Here is a 23,474-nt window from a genome sequence, read left to right on the forward strand (position 1 = left end):
TAAAGCTCCTTTTAATTCCCTTGCGGGACAGGCGCATTGCGCACCCGTTCCACAGACGTGCGCAGAGTGCGGATGGTCAGTTCGGACGCCAGATGGCGTTTGTAGTCAGCGCTGCCGCGCATATCGGAGACCGGCTCGCAGGCTTGCGCTGCGGCTCGACCCGCCTCGGCGAAGGTGGCCTCCGTGGCCGGCCGGCCTGCCAGTGATTCAGCCAGCGCTCGCAGACCCTCGGTATCAGGGTTGACCGCGGTCAGACCCACCCGACCGGCGACTATCGTGCCCTGGTCGGCATCGAGGGTGACCGCGGCACCTGCGGCGGCGACCGCCCAATCCCCGACTCGGCGTTCCACTTTTGCATACGCACTAGACATGTTGTGCCGGATGGGAATCCGCACTTCGATCAGCATCTCGTTGTGCGCCAGCGACGTCTCGTAGGGACCCTCGTGGAAATCATCGATCGAGATCTCCCGCTGGCCGGCGGGGCCGCGGGCCACACAGACCGCGTCGAGCACCATGCAGACCGTCGTGAGGTCCTCGGCCGGGTCGGCCTGACACAGCGAGCCGCCGACAGTGCCGCGATTGCGTACCACCGGGTCGGCGATCACCTTTTCGGCGTCACGGAAGATTGGGAGCACCGCGGCCAGCGCGGCGGAATCCAGGACTTCGCGATGCCGGGTCATCGCCCCGAGGCGCGCGATCGTCGGGTCGGTAACGATGTAACCGAGCTCTCCGGCGAGGTCGTTGATGTCGACCAGGTACTCCGGGTTGGCGATCCGCAGCTTCATCATCGGCAGCAGGCTGTGACCGCCGGCGACGAGCAGGGCACCGTCACCGAGGCGGTCAAGCAGACCCACGGCGTGCTCCACGCTGGTTGCGCGTTCGTACTCGAATGGGCCGGGAACTTGCATGTGACTGGCCTCACATCTTCTGGGAAGGGAGCCCCAGTGTTGGCCGGTGTCACCGATTGGTCAATAGCCGGTTAAGGAATCGCTTAACTGGCTATGTTGCTGCAGGTGATGGTGGATACGGCCCGGTACCTCGGCCAATGGACGACCCCCACCGCCCCACCTGCGGGCAATGATCTCGGCCGCGATCGACACCGCCGTTTCCTCCGGCGTCCTGCCCCCGAGGTCCAGTCCGATGGGACTGGACAGCCGGTCCAGTTCGGTGTCGGTCAGCCCCGCCTCCCGCAGCCGAAGCAGCCGGTCGTCGTGGGTACGACGAGAGCCCATCGCGCCGACATAGGCGACCTCGGGCAACCGCAGCGCGACCTCGAGCAGCGGGACGTCGAACTTCGGGTCGTGGGTGAGCACGCAGATCACAGTCCGCGCGTCGATGGCGCCGGCGTCGGCTTGGGCAGCCAGGTAGCGGTGCGGCCATTCCACGACGACCTCGTCCGCCGTCGGGAACCGGGCCGACGTCGCAAACACCGGTCGCGCGTCGCACACCGTGACCCGGTAGCGCAGGAACGATCCCTGCTGTGCAACGGCCGCGGCGAAGTCGATGGCGCCAAATACCAGCATGCGGGGTCGGGGTGCGTAACTGGCGACGAAGATCTCCATGCCGACGCCACGACGCTGCCCGTCAGGCCCGTAGGTCAGCACCCCGCTGCGGCCGGCCGCCAGCAAGCCGCGCGCGTCGTCGGTGACAGCCGAATCCGCGCGCGGAGATCCCAGCGCACCACTGACGTCGTCACCCCGGATGACCAGTCGCCGGCCGACCCAGGCCGCGTCCTCGTGGGCGATCACCGTCGCGATGGCTGCGGGCCGGTGATTCACGATGTCATCGGCGAGATCCGCAAGTTCGGGAAAGGTGTTCTGCGACACCGGCTCAACGAAGATATCGATGGTCCCACCGCAGGTCAGACCGACCGCGAAGGCGTCATCGTCGCTGACACCGTAGCGCTGCAGTACCGGCGCACCAGTGGTCGTCACCTCGGTGGCCAACTCGTAGACGGCACCCTCGACGCAACCGCCGGAAACCGATCCGCTGACCGTGCCATCGGGTGCGACGACCATCGACGCACCCGGCAACCGCGGGGCCGAGGAATACGTCCGCACGACGGTCGCGAGGCCCGCCGTGCCACCGGCACGCCAAACCGCCATCACATCACCAAGCACGTCCCTCACGAAATCAAACGTAGGCTCATTTTGTGACACCGGCACAACTTCGCGCGTACTCAGCGGTGGTCCGACTCGGTTCGGTGCATGCGGCGGCAGCCGAACTAGGCATGTCCGACGCAGGTGTCTCGCTGCATGTCACCCAGCTGCGCAAGGAACTCGACGACCAGCTGTTCACCAGGACTGGAGCCGGACTGGCCTTTACCCCGGGCGGTTTGCGGCTGGCCAGCCGGGCCATCGAGATACTGGGCCTGCAACGGCAGACGGCGATCGAGGTGACCGAGGCCGCGCACGGCAGGCGACTGCTACGGATAGCGGCGTCAAGCGCGTTCGCCGAGCATGCGGCGCCCGGCCTGATCGAGCTGTTCTCGTCGCGCGCCGATGACCTGTCGGTGGAGCTGAGCGTGCACCCGGCCAGTCAGTTTCGCTATCTCATCGAATCCAGGGCGGTCGACGTGGCGCTGGGTCCCGCCAGCGCCGTCCCCGCCGACGGCACCGACACCATCGCGGCCCGCCCGTTCCTGAAGTACCAGATCATCACGGTGGCCGCACCGGACAGTCCGCTCGCGCAGTCGGCGGCTACGCCCGCTGCGACTAAGCCCTCGGCGACCCTGCTCCGCGAACAGATGTGGATGCTGGGGCCGTCCGCGGGCAGCGTCGATGGTGAAATCGGTTTGATGCTAAACAAACTCGGCATTCCCGAGGAGCACCAGCGGATCTTCCAGAGCGACGCCGCGGCACTGGAGGAGGTCCAGCGAGTCGGCGGTGTCACGCTGTCGGTCGGCTTCGCAGTCGGCAAAGACCTGTCGGCGAAACGACTGACCCATATCAAGGGCCCGGGTCTACAGACGGAGGGCGAGTGGGTGGCATTCACGCTGCCGCCTGCCTCGCGACAGCCCGCAGTCTCAGAACTGGTGCGATTCATCACCACACCGCGTTGTACGCAGGCGATGATCCGCGGCACCGGTGTCGGCGTCACCCGTTTCAAGCCGAAAGTCCATGTGACGCTCTGGAGTTAGCGTCACGACCGATGCAGAGCGAGGCACGAGCGATGAGGAGGAGTGGCGCAATCGGACTAAAGCTCTCTGCCCTCTTCGAGTGCGCGGATCAGGCTGGCCGCGTCCCACGGACCCTTGTGTCGTCTACCGTTGACGAAGAACGTCGGCGTTGAGTTCAGATCCATCAGCTCAGCGTCCTGGGCGTCGTCTTCCACCCGGTGCAACACCTTCGACGAGCGCAGATCTTCGTCGAACTTCGAGATATCGCAACCCACCCCGTCGGCGTAACGGTAAATGTGCTCCCACTCCAGGTAGTCCTGGAATTCGAACATCGCCGTGGCCATCTCGAAGAACTTGCCCTGCATGGCCGCAGCCTCGCTCGCCCGCGCGGCATCCATGGCCCGCGGATGCACTTTCTCCAAAGGCAAATGGCGCCAGACGTATTGGAAGTCGTCGCCGAAGTGCGCGCGAACCTCATCGATCGATCCGGTGGCCCGGCTGCAGAACGGACATTCGAAATCGCCGTATTCGACCAGCGATATCGGCGCATCTGGGCGACCTCTGATGTGGTCACGGGCCGGATCGACCGGCCGCAGCAGATGACCGCCGACCATGACCGGTGGGCTCAGCCGGTCGGTGATGCGGAAGATGGCCCAGCCCAACAGAAATGCCAGTACCGACGCGGCAAGCACCCCGACCCGGGCAGCATCCTGTTTGGCCGGATCCTCGATGGCCAGGTCGATGATGAACAGCGAAATGGTGAAGCCGATACCGGATAAGGCCGCACCGCCTGCGACCCGCCGCAGGGTCAACCCTGGCGCCAGCTCGCCCAGCCCGACGGCACGGACCAACGCGGTCGCCCCGGTGATACCGATCAGTTTGCCGATAACCAGGCCCGCGATGATGCCCCAGGTCAGCGGCGACCGGACGGCCGCGGAGACCGTGTCATGGTCCAGTCGGACTCCGGCGTTGGCCAGTGCGAACAGCGGCAGGACGACAAACGACACATACGGGCCGAAGCCGGTCTGGAGCCGCTCGTTGATCGAAATGGATTCCCGCAGGCTGCGGGTGGCCGCCCTGGCGTATTCGGAGTTCGGTGACTGACGGAAAGCTCGGATCACCTCCACCGCACCCTCCACGCGATTGCGCTGCGGGGTGAACACCGGAATGAGCAGCGCCACACCGACACCAGCCAAGGTGGGGTGCACCCCACCGGAGAACAACGCCAGCCATAACGCGAAGGCCAACACCGAGTACGCCGGGCCCCGGCCGGCGGGCAAGTGTCGCACCAGGGCGATAGCGGCCAGCAGCGCCGCCGCGACAATCAACGGCACCATCTCGATGTGATCGGAATAGAACAGCGCGATCACCAGCAGCGCGCCAACGTCGTCGACGACCGCCAAGGTCAGCAGGAAGGTGCGTAATCGGGCCGGATACTTCGGGCCGATGACCGCCAACGCCCCGACCAGGAACGCGGTATCGGTGGAAATCACCACGCCCCAGGCCTGCGCGTCGGCGCCGCTGGGGTTGAACAACAGGAAGACGATCGCAGGCAGTGTCAGCCCCGCGATAGCCGCGATCACCGGTACCGAGGCTCTGGCCCGGTCGGTCAGTTCACCGATGGTGAACTGACTGGTGACTTCGAGGCCGACGATGAAGAAGAAGAACGCCATCAGACCGTCGTTGACGAGCGCCTTGACAGTCAGTTCGGCGTGCAGATCACCGAACGTGACGCCGACCGGGGTGCTCCAGAACTCGACATAGGTCTGCGCCCACGGCGAATTGGCCCAGCCGATTGCGGCGATCGTGAACAGCAGCAGCAGCGCGGCACCGATGTTCTCGCCATTGCGGGGTGCGGTGGGATCACGACCAAAGCGGCTGGGTAACAACCGAATCAGGCGAGGCCCGGCCCCGGAGGTGGTGTCTTCGGCGGGCGGCTCCGTCACGGGGGGCGGTACCCGCTGAACCCAGCGAGCAACTCTGGGCGGTCGACGGCACTCGACGACACCACCAGATCGGGTTCTGCCCCCAGCAGGATGCGTTTGATCGGTATCTCCAGGCGCTTACCCGTCATGGTCCGTGGGATACCTGGCACTCCGATGATCTCGTCGGGTACATGCCGCGGCGATGCACCCGTGCGGATCGCAGCGGCGATCTTGTTCTTCAGATCGTCGTCGAGTTCCGCTGGGCCGTCCGGGCGCTCCGCCAGCGACACGAAAAGTGGCATCCAGTAACCACCGTCGTCCTTCTCAACCCCCACGACGAGGCAGTCCTGCACCTCCGGCATCCGCTCCACCGCGTTGTAGATCTCCGCACTCCCCATCCGGACCCCACCGCGGTTGAGGGTGGCATCGCTGCGGCCGTGCACGACGACGGACCCGCGGTCGGTGATGGTGAGCCAGTCGCCGTGGCACCAGACGCCGGGATATTTGTCGAAATAGGCGTCGCGGTAACGGGATCCGTCGGGATCATTCCAGAAGAACACCGGCATCGACGGCATGGGCTCGGTCACGACAAGCTCACCGGCTTCGCCGATCACCGCGCGGCCATCGTCGGCGCGGGCCTCGACCGCGGCGCCGAGCGCCAGACACGACAGCTCGCCCGCGACCACCGGCACAATGGGGCTGCCGCCGATGAATGCTGTCACCACATCTGTTCCGCCACTGCAGGACTGGACTGGGATCTGGCGGCCGACGCCGTCCTGTATCCAGCGGAAACCGGAGGCGGGCAGGGGTGAACCAGTCGATCCGACCGAGCGCAGCGACTCCAGCGGATAGCCACCCTGTGCCGGGATCCCCGGGTGCAACTCTTCTTTCGCGCAGGCCAGAAAGTAGCCCGCTCCCCCGCCGAGCACGGTGACCTGGTGATCGGCGGCCACCTGCCACAAGCTGTCGGTATGGGGGTAGGTGGGGCTACCGTCGTAGAGCACGATCGTCGCGCCGACCAGCAGCCCACCCACCAGGAAGTTCCACATCATCCAGCTGGTGGTGGACTGCCACAGAAACCGGTCGCCGGGTTTCAGATCTACCTGCAGGCTGAGGTATTTGAGATGCTCGAGCAGGACCCCGCCGTGCCCATGCACGATGCCCTTCGGTGTGCCGGTGGTCCCGGAGGAGAACAGCACCCACAGCGGATGATCGAAAGGTACTGCGTTGACGTCTAATTCGGCGTCATCGTGGATTGTGTGTGCCCACGGCGTGACGTCCTCGCCGACCTCCAGACCGATCCTCGGTACCACCACGGTGGCTTTGAGGGTCGGGAGCTGGGCGCGGATCTCGGCGAGCTCGCCGCGCTTGTCCCGGTTCTTTCCGCCATAGACGGAGCCGTCAGCGGCCACCAGCACCGTGGGTTCTAGCTGTGCGAGCCGGGACACGACGCCATCGACTGCGAGATCGGGATTACACACCGCCCAGGTGGCGCCGACGGCCGCCGCACCGAGCAACGCGACGACGGCCTCGCCGATATTCGGCAGGTAGCCGACCACCCGGTCCCCAGGCTGCACGCCGATGCCGCGCAAATACGCTGCGAAGGAAGCAGTTTCGGCCCTCAACCGGTCCCATGACCAGTCGGCGGAACCGTCTTCGCCGACTGCTATCAACGCGGGCCGATCCGCGGTGGCATGTCGGAAAACCTGGTTCACATAGTTCAGCGTTGCCCCCGGAAACCATTGAGCGCCCGGCATTTCGCGCGTACCAAGTGGCTTGTCGGCTGGCGTGTCCGCCTGCACATCGAAGAATTTCCAGATCGATTCCCAGAACCAGCCGATATCGCTGACCGAGGCTTCCCACAGTTCGGTGTAGTCGGCATAGTCGCCGCGCCCGGTATCGCGCAGCCAGTCCATGAACCGGGTGATATTGGCCTGCGCAACGGTCTGGATATCAGGTGTCCAACCGCCGTGGTCACTCATCGGTGTCGATCGCTCCATTCTCTACGGCGTTTTTCTCTGCGGCTTTTTTCTCTAAGGCATAAGCCGCTTCCATCAGCATCCAGCCCGATAACTGCACCGACAGATCGCGTTCGGGGACTTCTGACGCGTTGACCGCACCTTCGACGAACTCGGCTTCTTTCCCGCCCGCGACGGGGAGCACTGCGGCCCGGTCCCAGAAGGGACCGAACAGCGGCAGCCCGTCAACGGTCTGGCGGTAATCCCATGCCGACTGCGCAGACGTCAGCACGATGGTGCGCGCCGTATCGCGGGCGGCGACATCCTCGGCGCTATCCCCGGGCAGCGATGTCGCCACCAGTGCGAGATAGCGCGCCGTGACGCCGCCGAACAGGCCGCCGTCACCGCCGCCGGTTCCCTTGAGCACACCGTCGGGCGCCATCTGCTCACTGATTGCGGCAACGAGGCGGTGCACCCGCTGCGCGTGCCGCTCGTCAACGGTGCGGACGGCCAGTTCGGTCTCGAGCCCGACGACCACGCCCTGACAGTAGGTGTACTGGGCCCGTACCAGCGAGCCCGCCTTGATCCCGTCGAACACCAGATGAGTGTCTGGATCGATCAGATTCTCGTCGATCCAATCGGCCATCTGCTGGGCGCGCCGCAGCCGGTCGTCATAGCGGGCCAGGAAGATCCCGGCCGGCCCGTTGGCCGGGGCGTTGAAGAACTGGTCCTGCTTGCGCCATGGGATGCCGCCGCCGTCCTCGGGCACCCAGGCGTTGAGGAACTGTTCGGCGAGTTTCTGGCACGCGCCGGGCTTCTCGACGCCGACGAGGCGGCCGGCACGTTCGATCGCCAATGCCAGCCACGCCATATCGTCGTAGTACGCGTTGATCCAGGATCCGTTGTTACGCAGTCGGTGCGAGCGGATCTGCCGGACAATGCTGGCCACCCGCTCTGGCTTCGGATCGCGGACCTGCGCATCGATCAGACAGTCGAGCAGATGTGCCTGCCACCAGTAGTGCCACGTCAGGAATCGCTTGTCGCGCTTGGTCGGCGGCCACGCCACGACGCCGAGCTGCGTACCGGGCAGTGCCCATAATTTCTTGAGATGTCGCGCAGCGATGGCGGCCTCAGCAGAGGCCGCACGGTTGCCCCATACCTGATCCATATCGCCATATCCTGCCCTACCAGGCGTGGCCGAGGTCACCCCATTGCCGGATCCAGCTGTGCATCGCTATCCCGGCGGCGACGGAGGCGTTCATGCTGCGGGTAGAGCCGAACTGCGCGATCGACACGATGAGTTCGGCGCCGGTCCTGGTCTCTTCGCTGATACCGGGCCCCTCTTGACCAAAGACCAGCAGGGTGTTGCGCGGCAGTGGCGTCTCCTCAAGTCGCACCGAGCCCGCCACGTTGTCGACCGCCACCACCGCCAGGCCCGCATCGACGGCAAAGCTCAGGAGTTCAGCGGGAGTGTCATGGTGGCGCAGTCGCTGGTAGCGGTCGGTCACCATGGCACCGCGCCGATTCCAGCGGCGCCGGCCCACGATGTGCACGGTGTCGACGGCAAAGGCGTTCGCGGTCCGGACCACACCGCCGATATTGGCGTCATTGCCGAAGTTCTCGATCGCGATGTGCAGGCTGTGGCGGCGGTTGTCGATATCGGCGATGATCGCCTCGCGGGTCCAGTACCGGTAGGCGTCGACGACATTGCGGGTATCGCCGTCGCGCAGCAGTTCAGGGTCATAGCGCGGGTCCTGAGGAGCCGGGCCATCGTGCTCGGTTTCCCACGGCCCGACCCCATTCGACGGTCCCCATTCCGAGGGGCCCGACTCGGAGGGAACTGGCTCGGCGGGGCCTGGCTCGCTCACTTGGTCCAGACCGCCGCATGGGTACCGATCACTGACACGGTGGCATACAACAGCGCCCCGTTGATCTCACCCTGCGTGCACAACGATGCCTCCACGTGCACCGAATCCAGCGAGGCGTCCGGCAACACCAGGACCGACGAGCCATAGGCCAGGCAGGCGGGATTCAGCCCCGGCGGAGGCAGCGTCGGCGCCACCACCAGCATGAGTGGGCCGCCCCGGCGGGTCGAATCGTCTCGGTACTCCGACACCACGGCGTCCGCGCGCAGGCCGAGCAACATGTAACCGTTGCCGGTGAACGCCGCGGCGTCACCAAGGCTCGCCGGGGACAATTGGGTGCCGTCGGCACGCCAGGCGTCCAAGCTCGTCGTGCTGACGATCAGGCCCGTGTCGTTGACGTTCGTCGGCGGCACACCGACCGGATATGCGGCGGCGTAGGCAACCGCAGTGGCCGGTATCCGCTCGTGCGGCGAGTACGCGTAGACACCACGGACTTGCGATTGGTCCCGGATCGGCCCGATGCACACGGTGCCGCTCAGCCGGTCAGCCGACGGTGTCTCCAGCGGGGCGATATCGCTGCCCTGCACGTCGGCACAGCTGCCGATACCGGTCGCCTCGATCGGGTGGGCCAGCGATCCGTACAGACCGAACCGGATGTCTTGGGGTTTGGCCCGCGGCGCCGACGGATCCGAGGGTGCGGCGTCGACATCGATCAGAACGTGGTCGGCCTCGAATCGCAGATTGGCCACCGAGATGTTCCATCCCAGTACCGACACGGATTCGCCGATCTTGGCGGCTGTGGCGCCAAACGGATCGGCCGCGGTGGTATCGCTGGAGCAGCCAAGCAGAGTCAGCGACAGGACGGCGACGAGCGCGATGGCACCCCGAAGCGCCTTGGGGACTCGTTCGGCGTGCACTCCAACTCCAGTTCCGATGGGTCTCCGATGGGTCATGAGAGACGAACTCCGTTGCTGCACTGTACGTCGCGACCACTTCAGCTACGCACGGCGCTACTGAAGAGTAACTTCGCCACGATCGCACGTCCTCGACAGAAGACCCCACCACCGGTCGATGGCGGACCTCCGCGTACCGGGCGGATGAGCAAAGAAATTGGGATCCCGAATCCGCCGAGACGCGACGCGCGCATGGCTATCGGCGTGCCCGCCAGGCGAATAACCGCACGGAGGCCCACTCGTGGCGAACGTGCACCCGCGCAAGTACCGGTTGTTACGTTCTCGAGACCGCCAGCGACATCCCCGATGCACGCACACTCAGTGACTTCATCGACAGACGAATCAACGACCCCGCTAATAATCTTGAACCGCTCAGAGATTGCTGTGACCCACCCCTGACGGGGGGTGATATGGGCTGTCATGACCCATAGCACACCGGATTGTATGCAAATCGCGGGTGACCTAGCAGGCAGTACTGCCGGAAATGCCCTTGATCAGGGCGAACGTCGCTGTAAACGGCACAATTCGCGAGATAATTGGAACTGCTTATTAGCACATGCGGGGGGCACGCAAACCCGGGTCGGTCACCACGACAGGCCTGCAGTACCGGTCAGACGGCACACTAAAGAATAGGAACGACAGTGAACGCTCCTCTCGCCTACGCGCGCGAGCACACACTCGATCTCACCACCAGCCCGCGCTGGTGGGACGCCGAATCGGAGTGCACACTCGTCCTCGCACAGCCGCGGACAGAGCCCGAACTATGGGACGAATACGTCGACGGCGCCGTGCACAGCTACCAAAAGTACGGCGCCCAGGACGCGCTCGATATGGACCAGCTGCGCTGCGGCGAAGACACCATACTATTCTTCGCCGCCATCGACGCGGAAGGACACGTCGTTGCCGGCCTGCGGGCAAAGGGCCCGCTGACATCCGCTGACGATTCACACGCCGTCGTCGAGTGGGCGGGGCAACCGGGTCTGCCTGCGGTCCGCAAAATGATCGACGACCGCATCCCGTTCGGTGTCCTGGAGATGAAAACCGCCTGGGTGACCCCTGACCGCTCGCGCCATCATTCGCTCGCCCGCGTCCTGGCCCGCTCGGCATCACATGCGATGACGCTGTTGGATATTCAGTTCTGCATGGCCACCGCGGGTGCTCACGTGCTTGGTCGCTGGCGTTCCTCGGGAGGTGTGGTGGCCGAACACATTCCGCCGACGCCGTACCCCGACGAGCGCTACGAAACCCGGATGATGTGGTGGGACCGCCGAACCTTCACAAAATTCGCGGAGCCCGAACAGGTTTCGAAGATGCTCGCCGAATCGCGGGCGCTGAGCAGAATGGCATTCGCCGACGAAGGCTCGAACTCGTTCTTTCGTGGCCGCGGCGCGGTCGCCGGGCGGGCGGGCATCGACGCGTTTAGTGAGCTGGCATAATTAACTCCGGCCACAATTCGCTTCACACCGCTGCCAACTGTTGGGAAAAATGACCTCTGAGCTGTCCGCCGAGTCCGATATCGCAGCGTCGATCGCGCAGCTATTGGACGAGGACGTCCCTGGCGACCGCGAGATCCTGCAGGAACTCAGAGCCGATCCCCGGATCGAATTCATCGACAACCGGGCCGATCAGGTGCAGTGCCTGCGGGAACTTCAACCTGCGCCAGAACCGGAACTCCTGGCGGAGCCGACCCGGTGGGCCTACTACCCGTGGCGCCGTTGCGTCGTCGGAGTGCTCGGTCCGCAGGCCTTCCGACGGGTGCGGCTGGACCGCAACAGAAATCTGATCACCGCCGCCGAGCAGGTTCGCCTCGGTGCATTTCGCGTCGGAGTCGTAGGGCTGAGCGTGGGTCACGTCATCGCCCACACGCTGGCCGCCGAAGGGGTGTGCGGTGAACTGCGGCTCGCCGATTTCGACACCCTCGAACTGTCCAACCTCAATCGGGTGCCCGCCACCGTCTTCGACCTCGGTATCAACAAAGCCACCATCGCTGCCCGCAGAATCGCTGAACTCGACCCGTACCTGACGGTCACCGTCGAGCCATCCGGCCTGACGCCCGATAACCTCGCCAGTTTCCTCGACGGCCTCGATATCGTTGTCGAGGAATGTGACTCGTTGGATATGAAGGCGATGGTCCGCGAAGCGGCACGGCAACGACGCTTGCCGGTGCTGATGGCCACCAGCGACCGCGGGCTGCTGGATGTCGAGAGGTTCGACCTGGAGCCGACGCGACCGATCCTGCACGGCTTGCTCGGCGAGATGGACTGGTCGCTGTTGTCAGGTCTGTCGAGCCGCGACAAGGTGCCCTATCTGCTCAGGTGTCTGGAGATCGCCCAGTCCTCACCACGTGCCGCGGCATCGATGGTCGAGGTGGGTAACACGTTGTCGACGTGGCCGCAGTTGGCCAGCGAAGTGACCCTCGGCGCCACCGCCGTCACTGAAGCCGTCCGACGCATCGGGCTCGGCGAGCCGCTGCCGTCCGGCCGCGTCCGCATCGACCTCACCGAAATGTTCGGCCACCTTGAGCAGCCGCGCATCCCTGAAGAACCCGTGGCCGCACCCGAGGACGGTGCGCAATCCGCCGGATTGAGTCCGCTCGACGTCGTGGCCGCCGCGGCCCTGCGGGCACCGTCGGCAGGTAACGCTCAACCGTGGCATATCGGCAGCGATGAATCGTCGGTGACCATCAGCCTCGCCCCCGAGCACACCTCCGCAGTGGATATCGCCTTCCGGTGCAGCGCGGTGGCGGTCGGGGCCGCCGCTTTCAATGCCAGGGTTGCGGCAGCCGCACACGGGCTCCTCGGCCCACTCCTGTACGAGGACAACGCAGACGCAACCGGTGGCGTGGCGCCGTTGCGAGCGGTGCTACATCGTGGCGATGGCGATGAGCCCAGCCTGGCCCGCCTGTACCCGGCAGTGCTCAACCGCGAGACGAACCGCAGACACGGGGGTTCGGAGTCGATCGACCAGCACACCGCGGACATTCTGGCCGGGGCGGTCAGCGGCGAAGGCGCGCGGTTGACAATGTTGACTACCAGGGCGGACATCGACCAGGCGGCAACCATCGTCGCCGCAGCGGACCGCATCCGTTTCCTGACCCCTCGCCTGCACGCTGAGATGATTCACGAGTTGCGTTGGCCCGGCGATCCATCGCCCGATTCCGGAATCGACGTCGACAGCCTCGAGCTACACGCCAGCGACCGTGCGGTGCTGGATATCCTGCGCCGCCCCGATGTGATGGCCAGCCTGGCCGAATGGGACGCCGGGGCCGCGCTTGGCGATGACGGTCGTGATCGCATTCAAGCGAGCTCTGCGCTGGCAGTGATATCGGTTGACGGCGACACCCTGGCTGACTACGCCCGCGGCGGATCAGCCGCCGAAGCGGCGTGGGTGGTCGCCGAGGAGCGCGGTCTGGTGGTGCAGCCGGCCTCCCCACTTTTCCTGTTCGCCCGTACCGACGACGACCTTGAGCGGCTGTCGCCGCCCTTCGCCTCAGCACTGCGCGAACTGCAACACGCATTTCATGAGTTGGTGGGCGTCGTGAGCGGTGAATCGCCGGTGCTCATGCTTAGGTTGGCGTACGCCGCACCGGCATCGGTACGCAGTCGCCGACGCCCATTAGCACCCGTCCCCCTAGCGTTGGGCTGACCAGAATGCCGGAGCAGAATCCGCCACGAAGCCTTGATCTCGTCGTGACGGCAGCGGCCACCAAGTTGATGACCGCAACAACGGTCAACTCGGCCGAGGTCATGCAGAGCGTGCTCGCCGACCTCGTCGAGGTATTCGGCCTCGACCACAGCTTTGTGCGCTACAACGACCACTCGGTGCGGGCGTCCATCTTCGTTGCGGAGTGGCCGGCGCGGATGGGAGTGCCCGATCCCGATCCGATCGGCGTCGTGTACTTCGAGGATGCCGACCCCGTCTTTGCCCTCTGCGAAAACCAGAAGTCCCCGATCGTGTTCCGCCCGGAGCCGGAGACCGACGACTATCAGAAGCTGATCGAGGATTCGGGCGGTTTCGTCAGCACGCTGGCCGCGGTCCCCCTGCTCTCCGGTGATGTCACCACCGGCGTGCTGGGTTTCGTGAAATTCGCCGACCGCGAGTGGCAACCCAACGAGATCAACGCCGTCGAAGCGGTCGCCTCGCTGATGGCCCAGGTACAGGCACGCTGCGCGGCCGAAGACCAGCTGCGCTACCTCGCCGAGCATGACGATCTCACCGGGCTGCACAATCGTCGGGCGCTGCTGGCGGAGCTGGACAAGCGGTTGGCGGCCGGTAAACCAGGCCCCGTCGCTGCGCTGTTCCTCGACCTGGACAGGCTCAAGGCGATCAACGATTACCTGGGTCACAATGCGGGCGACCGATTCATTCGGGCCTTCGCCGAACGACTACAACGCGGAACCGCAGACGACTATCTGATCGCCCGTTTCGGCGGCGATGAATTCGTCGTCATCCCTGGCACACCCCTGGATGCGGCGCAGGCAGAGGCACTCGCCGGCGAGCTCCAGTCGATATTGCGCGAGCGAGTCTCGATCGATGGCGAGACGCTCACCCGCACGGTCAGTGTTGGTGTCGCACTGGGTGTTCCGGGCCGCGACACAGCCTCGGATCTGTTACGCAAGGCGGATCAGGCCGTGCTCACCGCCAAGAGCGCCGGCGGTAACAAGATTGCGGTGTTCTCCGAAGACATGTCCCTGCGCAGTGCGTTCCGCAACGATATCGAGCTACACCTGCGGGATGTCATCGAGACCGGCGCCCTGGTACTGCACTATCTCCCCGAGATAGATATGCGCACCGGCGAGGTTCTCGCTACCGAGGCGCTGGTGCGCTGGGAGCATCCGACCCGCGGGTTGCTGTATCCGGATTCGTTCATCGGTGTAGCCGAATCCATCAATCTCGCAGGCGAATTGGGCCGGTGGGTAGTCCGGGCGGCCTGTGCCGACTTCAGTGCGTGGCGATCCCGCGGGGTCGGCCGAAATGCCGTGCTGAGATTGAATGTATCCCCGGTTCAACTGGTCGCCGAGGGTTTCGTGCGTGAAGTGGCGGCCACCATCGCCGAGTTCGGCCTGGCCGGCGAATCGGTATGTCTGGAGATCACCGAAAGCGTTGTGGTGTCGGATATCGAGACCACCCGGATCACCCTGGCCGCGCTGAAAGAGGTGGGTGTCCAGATCGCTATCGACGACTTCGGCACCGGATACAGCGTGCTGTCGCACCTGAAGTCGCTGCCCGTGGACACCCTCAAGATCGACAAGTCATTCGTCCGCGATCTCGGCACCAACGCCGGCGACCTGGCGATCGTCCGCGCGGTGATCGCTCTGGCCGACGCATTCGGTCTCCAACTGGTGGCCGAAGGCGTCGAAACCGAAGTGGGGGCTCGCACGCTGATGCAGCACGGCTGCCACCGCGCCCAGGGTTATCTCTTGTCACGCCCACTCGAAGCCGACGCGATGGAAGCGCTGCTGGCGCAGCGGCGGATCGTGCTGCCGTTCCCGGCACCATTGCCGACCGCGCCGTAGCTCAGCGCGTGAGCGGTGTGGCCAACAGCTCTAACCGGGCGAACCGACTGGCAGCGCGGGTCACGAGGGCCACAGCCACCGAAGCGGCGTCTTCCAGGCCTTCGGTGGGTGCGGTCGGGGTCAGTGTGCTGGCTCCGGTCGCCATGATCACGCCACGTTTGGCCCGGATGGCGCGAGCTCCGCTCGGAGTCTCGATCATCGCACCGACAACCTGCCCGGCATCATCGAATACCAAGCGCTGCAACATATTCGACGATGATTCGTCGATGCCAAGCTGTCCGGCCCGAGATGTCAGCCAATGGTCAAGACCTTCGGTGAGCTCACCGTTCTCGACGTCGATGGTGCCCACCACGGCGGCCTCCAGCGTCGCGCCAGCGCTGGCATAGGTGGCGGTCATCGCGGGATGGGCGAGGTCTGTGTAGAGCAGTCCGTACGGCGAAGCCAAGCAGCGGTCGGACCAGTCGCGCAGTGCGGAGCCGAAGAAGGTGGCGATGCGACCTCGCCCAGTCCCCCGCTCCAGCGGACCTTCGACGGTTCGCACGGGCACCTGGTTGGGTACCGCGCAGCGAACCAGCGGCCCGACATCCTCGGTCAGGGCATCGAGATACTCGATCGTCTCAGCGTCAGCAATGCCCAGCCGGCCTGCCAGACTGTTGGCATCCGCGCCGTCACCGGTGCCCGCGTCGGCGAAGAACACCGTCATGCCGCCGCGTTCGGCCCCGATGGCCGCCGCCAACGCGCCGGCACCGCGCCCGATGCAGACGATGTCGACAACATCGTCCCAATCGATATCGCCCGGTTCGGAGACGACGTCATTCACCGGGGTGGCGGTGTACTTCGTCGTCGGCCCAGCGGGTTCCGGCCGGTATCCGGCACGTCTGCCCTTAGCCCCGCGCTCGGCGCCCAGTTCCAGATCAGCCCATTTCAGTTCGGACTTTTTCGGCTGGCTATACGACACGGCGTGCTGACCGTTGACTTCCCGCACCGTGTTCACCTTCGCATTTCCCCACGACGACGACGAACCAAGAGTTCTCACGTGGGCGATCTTACATACTTTTCGGCTGTTTTCTACAGATGCGGATGACTTACAGTATTTTCATAGTGAGTCTCACAGCTATTTGCTGCAGCTCAGGCACCTGCGAACGATAAGGAGGAGGGCTCGATGGCTTCGAACCTGCCGCCACAGACGTGACGCACCCCACAGATTCCGCCCGCGAGCAGATTCTGCGGGCCGCGGCACACCAATTCGCCAGCCGGTCCTACAGCCTGGTCAGCTTGGACGACATCCTGCGTGAAGCCGAGGTCACCAAGGGCGCGATGTACTTCCACTTCCGCTCCAAACATGCGCTGGCTGTCGCACTTATCGACGCCCATAGCGACGTGATGCGCACCACTATCACGGAATTGCTGGCCAACAAGCTGTCCGGCCTGGAGACCATGATCGACATCTGCTTCAACCTGGCGATGCAGGAGATCACCGACGACGTCGCGAAAGCGTCCCTGCACCTGTTGGAAGCCATCGGTCGCACCGATGATCTGCAATCCAAGCGGCTTTCCGAGTGGGTCGCCGGCTGCAGCGAGATAGCCCAGCGCGCCATCGAAGAAGGCGATCTACTCGAGACGGCCGAACCGGCCGACGTCAGCAGGCTGATGGTCGGGCTGTATGCCGGCATCCGCCAGGTGAGCAATCTCGATGACCATGACGAGTACCTGCGCAATATCCAGTCCGCATGGCTGCAGATGCTGCCGGGTGTGGTTCGGCCCGACCGGCTCGGCTATTTTGCGCAATTTGTGCGCCGGCGGACCGCCGTCGCGATCAGAAACATCAACCGTTGATAGCCTTGCTTTTCACGGGATTCCGGAGGTCTAAGGACAATGGCGCGGCAGGCCAGGTCAGAGGCCACCAGACGCAGGATCCTCGACGCAGCCGTTGACCTGTTCAGTGAGGTGGGGTTCTCGTCCACCAGCCTGGGTGACATCATCGAGCGCGCGGAGTTGACCAAGGGCGCGCTCTATTACCATTTCGACTCCAAGGAATCGGTGGCGTTAGCGATCATCGAACACGCGGTAGTCGAGATCACGGACCTCGTCACGACCATCTGCGCATCCGCCTCCCCCGCCCTGGAAAATCTGATCCACGCCTCGTACGCCGTCGCCGATGTCGCAACCACTAACGCCATGGTCCGCACTGGCGTCCGGGTTGCCCGTGCGCTCGGCGAATTCAACGATGCAGTCACCCACTCCTACGGCGATATCCTTACGTTGATTGCGGCAGAACTGGTGACCGCCCAGTCTGACGGTGACCTGCGCAGTGGACTTCCCGCGGAGGCGGTTGCCGAGACACTCCTGGCCGCATATCTGGGCGCCGAGCTGCTCACGGGGAACGCCGCCAGTGCGGACCTGTTCCGCCGCATCACGCGGATCTGGGAGATCGTGCTGCCGGCGATCGCCGAACCGGACTCATTGGAGTTCCTGAAGCAGTTCCTGTCGCGCGAAGCGCTCCGACACGGTCAGACCACGCTGAACCTGGACTGAAGGACAAATCAGACTTCGTCGACCCAGAGCTGTTCGGTCAGATCCTGAAATACCGCCAGCACAATCCGATCATCGCCGCGCAGCAGCGCCGACCGACTCATATTGGCGCGGACGGTGGACCCGTCGCTGTGAGCCAGCTCGACGACGAGGTCGGCATGTGCGCGCAGCACCGTGACAGGCGAGCCCTCTTCGGGCATGGTGTGGAAGATCTGGTGGAAACTTTGAGTCTGCACCGTCTCGGTGGAGTGCCCGAGCATCTCGCTGAACGCGCTGTTGGCGAACAAGATCTCGCCTTCTTCGGCGATGGCCAATACCGGCACCGGAAACCGTTCCAGGACAACGAGAGCGGGTAACTGGCGGAGCGTCTCCATCGGCGACTGCGACGCCGGTCCGCGCTTTCGCCGGTCGGTGGTACCGGCCGCCTGGTCGGTGTCACTCACCGTCTAGCCCAAGATCGCTCAGCCCCAACACGCTGCGGTAGAGCAGCCCCTCGGCCTCGATCACCTCGGCGGCGCCGGTCGCGCGGTCCACGACGGTCGCCACCCCGACGACATCGCCACCAGCCTCACGAACCGCACGGACCGCTGCCAGCGGCGACGCCCCGGTGGTACTGGTGTCCTCGACGACGAGCACGCGTTGGCCCGCGACGTTGAAGCCTTCGATTTGGCGTTGCATGCCATAGGTTTTCGCCGATTTTCGAACGACGAAGGAATCGATCGGCCGTCCTGGCGCATGCATGATGGCCGTGGCGACCGGATCCGCGCCGAGGGTGAGTCCGCCCGCGGCAGAAAAATCCCAGTCGCTGGTGAGCTCACGCATGAGTACGCCGATCAACCGGGCGGCACGGTGGTGCAGGGTGGCCCGGCGCAGATCGACGTAGTAATTGGATTCCAGGCCCGACGACAGCACGACGCGGCCACGAACCACTGATAGTTGCCGTACCAGCTCGGCCAGCTCGCCGCGGTCGGCAGAGGTCAACTCACCCACCCGAACAGCCTAGCTAGCGCTGATAGTGCGGAGCCTGGCGGCCATTGCGAGGTGGCGGCGTGCGCCGGACCGGTTCTGGACGACCGGCTTCGCGTCGGACGGCTTCCGGCCGGACCTGCGGTGTGTCGGCGCGGCCTGGCGGCAGCTCCGCACGGCTAGCTGGAGCCAGCGGACGACCGGGCGAGGCGTTGCGGCGAGTCGGGGCTCCGATGGCCGCCTGTTCCGGGGGCAGCACCCGCAGCAGGTCGTTGAACTGCCTGACGGTGCGCAGCCCCTCGTCCCACTGAGCGCGACTGCTACTGATCGGCATGCTGATCAGCGTCCAGTTCTCTTCGTTCCACATGATCTCGGCGCAGTCCGGCGCGGTGTGCGCGAACGTGACCATGCGCCGGTCGCAGGCGCGTCGGGCGGCATCGAGGTTGGTGGAGTACACCATCCGCGGGCCGATGGCGCCGAGCAGCCAGACGTCGCTCTCTCGGGGTTCTTTGATGCCCTTGAGGCGTAGGTCCACGACGACGTTGGTGCCGACCTTGCGGTGCAGCGCAATGACGGTGGCGACTTCTTCGAGATCGAAGATGAACACCGCTTCACCGCGGATCTGTCCGAGCACCACGTTGCGGGCGGGGATATCACCAACGGTCGACATCACGCCGCGTTTCCAGCGCTTGAGGATCTCGTCTGACTCGGGCTCGTAGTCGAAACCATGCGAGCGCGCCCATGACTTACGACGACGTCCAAGCCCGCGACGCCGATCGAGGTCAAAATAAAGCAGTACCGCCGCACCCACGAAACTGAGTGCGGACAGTGTGAACCAGAGCGGGACCATTGGACACAGCCTAACCGTTGACTGCCGGTATATGAGAATGGCAGCAGGTCACAACCGCGTTACACCCGCTCTGGTTCACCTGCATCAGCTCAGGGCCAGGCTCTCGCCGTCCGCGGTGGCGTCCACGGTGACGGTATCGCCGTCGTGCACCTCACCTGCGAGCAGCTTCTTGGCCAACTGGTCGCCGATCGCCTGTTGCACCAGCCTGCGCAACGGACGTGCCCCGTAGATCGGGTCGAAACCACGATCGGCCAGCCACTTCTTCGCCGCGAGCGACACCTCGAGCCCGAGGCGGCGCTGTGCCAGCCGCTTCTGCAGCTGCTCCAGCTGAATATCGACAATCCGGACAAGTTGATCCGGATCCAGCCCGTCGAAGATCAGTACGTCGTCGAGCCGGTTGATGAACTCGGGCTTGAACGCTGCGCGGACCGCCGCCATCACCTGCTCATGCGAGCCGCCCGACCCGAGGTTGGACGTCAAGATGAGGATGGTGTTGCGGAAGTCGACAGTGCGACCTTGACCGTCGGTCAGCCGGCCCTCGTCGAGGACCTGCAGTAGCACGTCGAACACATCCGGGTGCGCCTTCTCGACCTCGTCGAACAACACCACCGTGTACGGGCGGCGCCGAACGGCCTCGGTCAGCTGACCACCCTGGTCATACCCGATGTACCCGGGCGGCGCACCGACCAACCGAGCCACCGAGTGCTTCTCGCCGTACTCGCTCATGTCGATGCGGACCATCGCGCGTTCGTCGTCGAACAGGAACTCCGCGAGCGCCTTGGCCAGCTCGGTCTTGCCAACACCGGTCGGGCCGAGGAACAGGAATGACCCCGTCGGCCGGTTGGGATCGGCAACGCCGGCCCTGGTCCGTCGCACCGCATCGCTGACCGCTTGCACGGCCTTTCGCTGACCCACGACCCTTTTGCCGAGCTCTTCTTCCATCCGCAGCAGCTTGGCTGTCTCGCCTTCGAGCATCCGGCCGGCCGGAATGCCGGTCCATGCCGAGACCACGTCGGCGATATCGTCGGGACCGACCTCTTCCTTGAGCATCAGCTGGGTCTGGGCCTGCGCGGTCGGCAGTGCGGCATCGAGTTTCTTCTCGACCTCCGGAATCCGGCCGTACCGCAGTTCGGCGGCCTTGGCCAGATCGCCGTCGCGTTCAGCCCGGTCAGCTTCACCACGCAGGGTGTCGAGCTGTTCTTTGAGGTCGCGGACGATATCGATGGCGTTCTTCTCGTTCTGCCACCTCGTCGTGAGCTCCGCTAGCTTTTCTTTGTAGTCGGCCAGTTCCGCACGCAGCTTCGCCAACCGTTCGACCGAGGCCGCATCTTCTTCCTTGGCAAGGGCCATCTCCTCGATTTCGAGGCGACGCACCAGGCGCTCGACCTCGTCGATCTCGACGGGGCGGGAGTCGATCTCCATCCGCAGGCGCGACGCGGCCTCGTCGACGAGGTCGATGGCCTTATCGGGCAGGAAGCGGCTGGTGATGTAGCGGTCGGACAGGGTCGCGGCGGCTACCAGCGCCGAGTCGGTGATCCGGACACCGTGGTGCACCTCGTAGCGATCCTTGAGACCGCGCAGGATCCCGACGGTGTCTTCCACCGATGGCTCACCGACCAGCACCTGCTGGAACCGGCGCTCCAGGGCGGCGTCCTTCTCGATGTACTTGCGGTACTCATCGAGGGTGGTCGCGCCAACCAGGCGCAGCTCACCGCGGGCCAGCATGGGCTTGATCATGTTGCCGGCGTCCATCGCCGACTCACCGGTCGCACCGGCACCGACGATGGTGTGCAGCTCATCGATGAACGTGATGATCTGCCCGGCCGAGTTCTTGATGTCGTCGAGGACGGCCTTGAGCCGCTCCTCGAACTCACCGCGGTACTTGGCGCCGGCCACCATCGAACCCAGATCGAGGGAGACGACGGTCTTGCCCTTGAGGCTCTCCGGCACGTCGCCTTCGATGATGCGCTGGGCCAGACCTTCGACGATCGCGGTCTTGCCGACACCGGGCTCGCCGATGAGCACCGGGTTGTTCTTGGTGCGCCGGCTCAAAACCTGCACAACACGACGGATCTCGGTATCGCGACCGATGACCGGATCGAGCTTGCCCTCGCGGGCCGCAGCCGTCAGGTCGGTGGAGTACTTCTCCAGCGCCTGGTAGGTGGCTTCAGGATCGGGGCTGGTCACGCGGGCGCTCCCACGAACCTTGACGAACGCCTCACGCAGGGCTTCCGGTGATGCACCGTGGCCGGTGAGCAGCTTGGCCACGTCGGAGTCCCCGGTCGCCAGGCCGAACAACAGGTGCTCGGTGGAGACGTATTCGTCGTCCATCTCGGTGGCCAGTTGTTGCGCGACGGTGACCGCGGCCAGTGATTCCCGCGACAGAGGCGGCGTCGAATTGGCGCCGCTGGCCGACGGGAGCCGTTCGACGAGCCGCTCCGCCTCGGCCCGGATGATCGCAGGGTCAACGCCGACCGCCTGCAGCAGGGGCGCGGCGATGCCGTCGTTCTGCGTCAGTAGTGCCATCAGTAGATGTGCGGGCCTGATTTCCGGGTTACCCGCGGCGGTCGCCGCCTGTAACGCCGCCGTCAGCGCCGCCTGTGTCTTCGTGGTCGGATTGAACGAGTCCACGACGCCTCCATTCAGTCTAGAAAATGCTTGTCGCGATCTATAACGTCGACAAGGTTGAGTCTGTTCCGCTCAAGTCTAGCCTATTTCCAGCGCCTGATCGCCGCATTTGCGCGTCCCCCTCGATACAAGCCCACGGGCCGGGAGGCGCACCAGGGTCGTAGGTCACCAGCAGCCAGTACTCCCGCTATATCCAAGCGCCGGCTCTCCTCCTCTAGCGACTCAGCACCGGGTCTCCCGAGCGTTTCGTCTCCAACCGGTGCCATGTCCACCAGAACAACAGCGCCGAAAGCACCGAACCCGCCGCGGCCAACCACTGGGAACCGAGGAAGAGATACCACCGGGTGGGCTGGTCGTTGATGCGCGCTGACACTGCATGCAGCGCCGCAACCATGCCGAGCACCAGGCATGCGGCGCCGACGATCCCCACCAGCGCGACAAACACCGTGCGCAGCGTGTAGCGCGCGGCCGCAGGCGACACCACCGCACGGATGCGGCCGGTGCGAGCCAGGAAATGAGATGCCATGCAGGCCACGATCAGGGTTACCGCGTCGGCGGCCAGCGTGTCCGACAATCGGTGCGCACCGATGATGACCGTGTAGGCGCCGATACCGACCGCCCAGGTGAGCGCGAAGAACATGGCCACACCGCGAAATCGGTACGGCATCACGATCAAGGTGGCAAAGAGCAGCGCCATCGCCGCCGTGGTGTGACCGCTGGGCAAGGTGTTCTCCGCGAAGACCCCGCGGATCGGACGCAGGTCCGGCCGTGTCAGCAGGTGGTACTTCAACACCTGGGTGACCGCTTGGCTACCGAAAATCACCGCCATCCCGACGACTGCGAGCCACAGTTGCCGACGTAGCAAGCCGATGACGCCGACGATCACCGCGGCGGACACCTGCGAGGTGACCGTGATGGTGTGGAACTGTCGCAGCGCAACTCGATGCACATCCGGATCGACCTGATCGGCGCCGCGCAAGGCCGCATCCTCGAGCGCCTGGCCCAGGCCCGTGCGCACAGCCAGCAGATAAACCATCGCCCCGACGGCCAGCGCGGCCAGCGTGACCACCGTCCAGCGCCGTCGCGCGCGAAGCAGTCGCCGACTGCCATCCAGCACGCCGCGATTCCCAACGCTCGCCACGGCGAAGCCCCCTCTTCGACCC

General features: G+C 65.1%; 19 protein-coding genes. 6 read left to right on the forward strand and 13 right to left on the reverse strand.

Annotated features, from left to right (window positions below; translation table 11 throughout):
* Positions 1-11 precede the first annotated feature (11 nt).
* Both ADBZ9O_RS29790 and ADBZ9O_RS29795 read right to left on the reverse strand, forming a co-directional pair.
* Positions 12-908 carry an FAD binding domain-containing protein gene (locus ADBZ9O_RS29790; protein WP_526527009.1) on the reverse strand — a complete coding sequence of 299 codons (897 nt, stop codon included), beginning with the start codon at positions 906-908 and terminating at the stop codon, positions 12-14.
* Between the two features lie 60 nt (positions 909-968).
* Complete coding sequence (locus ADBZ9O_RS29795; RefSeq protein WP_526527010.1) at positions 969-2,129, reverse strand: XdhC family protein; 1,161 nt, start codon at positions 2,127-2,129, stop codon at positions 969-971.
* Positions 2,130-2,152: 23 nt separating this feature from the next.
* Between ADBZ9O_RS29795 and ADBZ9O_RS29800 the strand changes: the two genes are divergently transcribed.
* On the forward strand, positions 2,153-3,139 hold the full coding sequence (locus tag ADBZ9O_RS29800) for a LysR family transcriptional regulator (protein WP_526527012.1): 987 nt from the start codon (positions 2,153-2,155) through the stop codon (positions 3,137-3,139).
* A 56-nt stretch (positions 3,140-3,195) separates the two neighbouring features.
* On the opposite strand, the gene nhaA is transcribed toward ADBZ9O_RS29800, so the two are convergent.
* From nhaA to ADBZ9O_RS29825, 5 genes are read right to left on the reverse strand one after another with little or no spacing between them, the layout of a single operon-like run.
* The gene (gene nhaA / locus ADBZ9O_RS29805; protein ID WP_526533660.1) at positions 3,196-5,016 is read right to left on the reverse strand and encodes a Na+/H+ antiporter NhaA; all 1,821 of its coding nucleotides are present in this window, start codon (positions 5,014-5,016) and stop codon (positions 3,196-3,198) included.
* A gap of 44 nt (positions 5,017-5,060) precedes the next feature.
* Positions 5,061-7,025, reverse strand: coding sequence for an acetoacetate--CoA ligase (locus ADBZ9O_RS29810; RefSeq protein WP_526527014.1), 1,965 nt, complete (start codon positions 7,023-7,025; stop codon positions 5,061-5,063).
* On the reverse strand, positions 7,018-8,169 hold the full coding sequence (locus tag ADBZ9O_RS29815; protein WP_526527016.1) for a glycoside hydrolase family 76 protein: 1,152 nt from the start codon (positions 8,167-8,169) through the stop codon (positions 7,018-7,020). The genes ADBZ9O_RS29810 and ADBZ9O_RS29815 overlap by 8 nt, the downstream gene beginning before the upstream one ends.
* A 16-nt stretch (positions 8,170-8,185) precedes the next feature.
* Positions 8,186-8,869, reverse strand: coding sequence for a TrmH family RNA methyltransferase (locus ADBZ9O_RS29820; RefSeq protein WP_526527018.1), 684 nt, complete (start codon positions 8,867-8,869; stop codon positions 8,186-8,188).
* Entirely contained in the window at positions 8,866-9,783 is a 918-nt protein-coding gene (locus tag ADBZ9O_RS29825) for a hypothetical protein (RefSeq protein ID WP_526527020.1), read from the reverse strand. Before ADBZ9O_RS29825 ends, ADBZ9O_RS29820 begins: the two co-directional genes overlap by 4 nt.
* 677 nt (positions 9,784-10,460) lie before the next feature.
* On the opposite strand from ADBZ9O_RS29825, the gene ADBZ9O_RS29830 reads away from it, so the two are divergent.
* From ADBZ9O_RS29830 to ADBZ9O_RS29840, 3 genes are read left to right on the forward strand one after another with little or no spacing between them, the layout of a single operon-like run.
* Positions 10,461-11,255 (forward strand): hypothetical protein, encoded by a 795-nt coding sequence (locus tag ADBZ9O_RS29830; RefSeq protein WP_526527022.1) that lies wholly within the window; start codon positions 10,461-10,463, stop codon positions 11,253-11,255.
* 49 nt (positions 11,256-11,304) lie between these two features.
* On the forward strand, positions 11,305-13,464 hold the full coding sequence (locus tag ADBZ9O_RS29835) for an Rv1355c family protein (protein ID WP_526527024.1): 2,160 nt from the start codon (positions 11,305-11,307) through the stop codon (positions 13,462-13,464).
* 5 nt (positions 13,465-13,469) lie between these two features.
* Positions 13,470-15,335 carry a bifunctional diguanylate cyclase/phosphodiesterase gene (locus ADBZ9O_RS29840; RefSeq protein ID WP_526527026.1) on the forward strand — a complete coding sequence of 622 codons (1,866 nt, stop codon included), beginning with the start codon at positions 13,470-13,472 and terminating at the stop codon, positions 15,333-15,335.
* 1 nt (position 15,336) lies between these two features.
* Here the strand turns inward: ADBZ9O_RS29840 and ADBZ9O_RS29845 are convergent, their stop codons facing one another.
* Positions 15,337-16,371 (reverse strand): hypothetical protein, encoded by a 1,035-nt coding sequence (locus tag ADBZ9O_RS29845; protein ID WP_526527028.1) that lies wholly within the window; start codon positions 16,369-16,371, stop codon positions 15,337-15,339.
* A gap of 152 nt (positions 16,372-16,523) precedes the next feature.
* On the opposite strand from ADBZ9O_RS29845, the gene ADBZ9O_RS29850 reads away from it, so the two are divergent.
* Together ADBZ9O_RS29850 and ADBZ9O_RS29855 are read left to right on the forward strand one after the other, a co-directional pair.
* Positions 16,524-17,171 carry a TetR family transcriptional regulator gene (locus tag ADBZ9O_RS29850; RefSeq protein ID WP_526527030.1) on the forward strand — a complete coding sequence of 216 codons (648 nt, stop codon included), beginning with the start codon at positions 16,524-16,526 and terminating at the stop codon, positions 17,169-17,171.
* Between the two features lie 39 nt (positions 17,172-17,210).
* Positions 17,211-17,870 carry a ScbR family autoregulator-binding transcription factor gene (locus tag ADBZ9O_RS29855; RefSeq protein ID WP_526527032.1) on the forward strand — a complete coding sequence of 220 codons (660 nt, stop codon included), beginning with the start codon at positions 17,211-17,213 and terminating at the stop codon, positions 17,868-17,870.
* 8 nt (positions 17,871-17,878) lie between these two features.
* Here ADBZ9O_RS29855 and ADBZ9O_RS29860 read toward each other — a convergent pair whose 3' ends face one another.
* The 5 genes from ADBZ9O_RS29860 to ADBZ9O_RS29880 all read right to left on the reverse strand — a co-directional run bounded on the left by ADBZ9O_RS29860 (position 17,879) and on the right by ADBZ9O_RS29880 (position 23,452).
* The gene (locus tag ADBZ9O_RS29860) at positions 17,879-18,241 is read right to left on the reverse strand and encodes a PAS domain S-box protein (protein ID WP_526533662.1); all 363 of its coding nucleotides are present in this window, start codon (positions 18,239-18,241) and stop codon (positions 17,879-17,881) included.
* A 61-nt stretch (positions 18,242-18,302) separates the two neighbouring features.
* Positions 18,303-18,848 carry an orotate phosphoribosyltransferase gene (pyrE, locus tag ADBZ9O_RS29865; protein WP_526533664.1) on the reverse strand — a complete coding sequence of 182 codons (546 nt, stop codon included), beginning with the start codon at positions 18,846-18,848 and terminating at the stop codon, positions 18,303-18,305.
* 22 nt (positions 18,849-18,870) lie between these two features.
* On the reverse strand, positions 18,871-19,683 hold the full coding sequence (gene ttfA / locus ADBZ9O_RS29870) for a trehalose monomycolate transport factor TtfA (RefSeq protein ID WP_526527034.1): 813 nt from the start codon (positions 19,681-19,683) through the stop codon (positions 18,871-18,873).
* Between the two features lie 84 nt (positions 19,684-19,767).
* A complete protein-coding gene (gene clpB, locus ADBZ9O_RS29875) occupies positions 19,768-22,314 on the reverse strand; it encodes an ATP-dependent chaperone ClpB (RefSeq protein ID WP_526527036.1) in 2,547 nt (848 codons plus the stop codon).
* Positions 22,315-22,525: 211 nt separating this feature from the next.
* Positions 22,526-23,452 (reverse strand): phosphatase PAP2 family protein, encoded by a 927-nt coding sequence (locus ADBZ9O_RS29880; RefSeq protein ID WP_526527038.1) that lies wholly within the window; start codon positions 23,450-23,452, stop codon positions 22,526-22,528.
* Between the last annotated feature and the right edge of the window lie 22 nt (positions 23,453-23,474).

The organism is Mycobacterium sp., from assembly GCF_965229105.1.
GTDB lineage: Bacteria > Actinomycetota > Actinomycetes > Mycobacteriales > Mycobacteriaceae > Mycobacterium.

What these genes read in the sequence shown, in the direction of transcription:
- ADBZ9O_RS29790 (WP_526527009.1), bottom strand. Translation starts at nt 908, where the DNA reads ATGCAAGTTCCCGGCCCATTCGAGTACGAACGCGCAACCAGCGTGGAG.
- ADBZ9O_RS29810 (WP_526527014.1), bottom strand. Translation starts at nt 7,025, where the DNA reads ATGAGTGACCACGGCGGTTGGACACCTGATATCCAGACCGTTGCGCAG.
- ADBZ9O_RS29815 (WP_526527016.1), bottom strand. Translation starts at nt 8,169, where the DNA reads ATGGATCAGGTATGGGGCAACCGTGCGGCCTCTGCTGAGGCCGCCATC.
- ADBZ9O_RS29835 (WP_526527024.1), top strand. Translation starts at nt 11,305, where the DNA reads ATGACCTCTGAGCTGTCCGCCGAGTCCGATATCGCAGCGTCGATCGCG.
- ADBZ9O_RS29840 (WP_526527026.1), top strand. Translation starts at nt 13,470, where the DNA reads ATGCCGGAGCAGAATCCGCCACGAAGCCTTGATCTCGTCGTGACGGCA.
- ADBZ9O_RS29855 (WP_526527032.1), top strand. Translation starts at nt 17,211, where the DNA reads ATGGCGCGGCAGGCCAGGTCAGAGGCCACCAGACGCAGGATCCTCGAC.
- ADBZ9O_RS29860 (WP_526533662.1), bottom strand. Translation starts at nt 18,241, where the DNA reads ATGGAGACGCTCCGCCAGTTACCCGCTCTCGTTGTCCTGGAACGGTTT.
- ttfA (WP_526527034.1), bottom strand. Translation starts at nt 19,683, where the DNA reads ATGGTCCCGCTCTGGTTCACACTGTCCGCACTCAGTTTCGTGGGTGCG.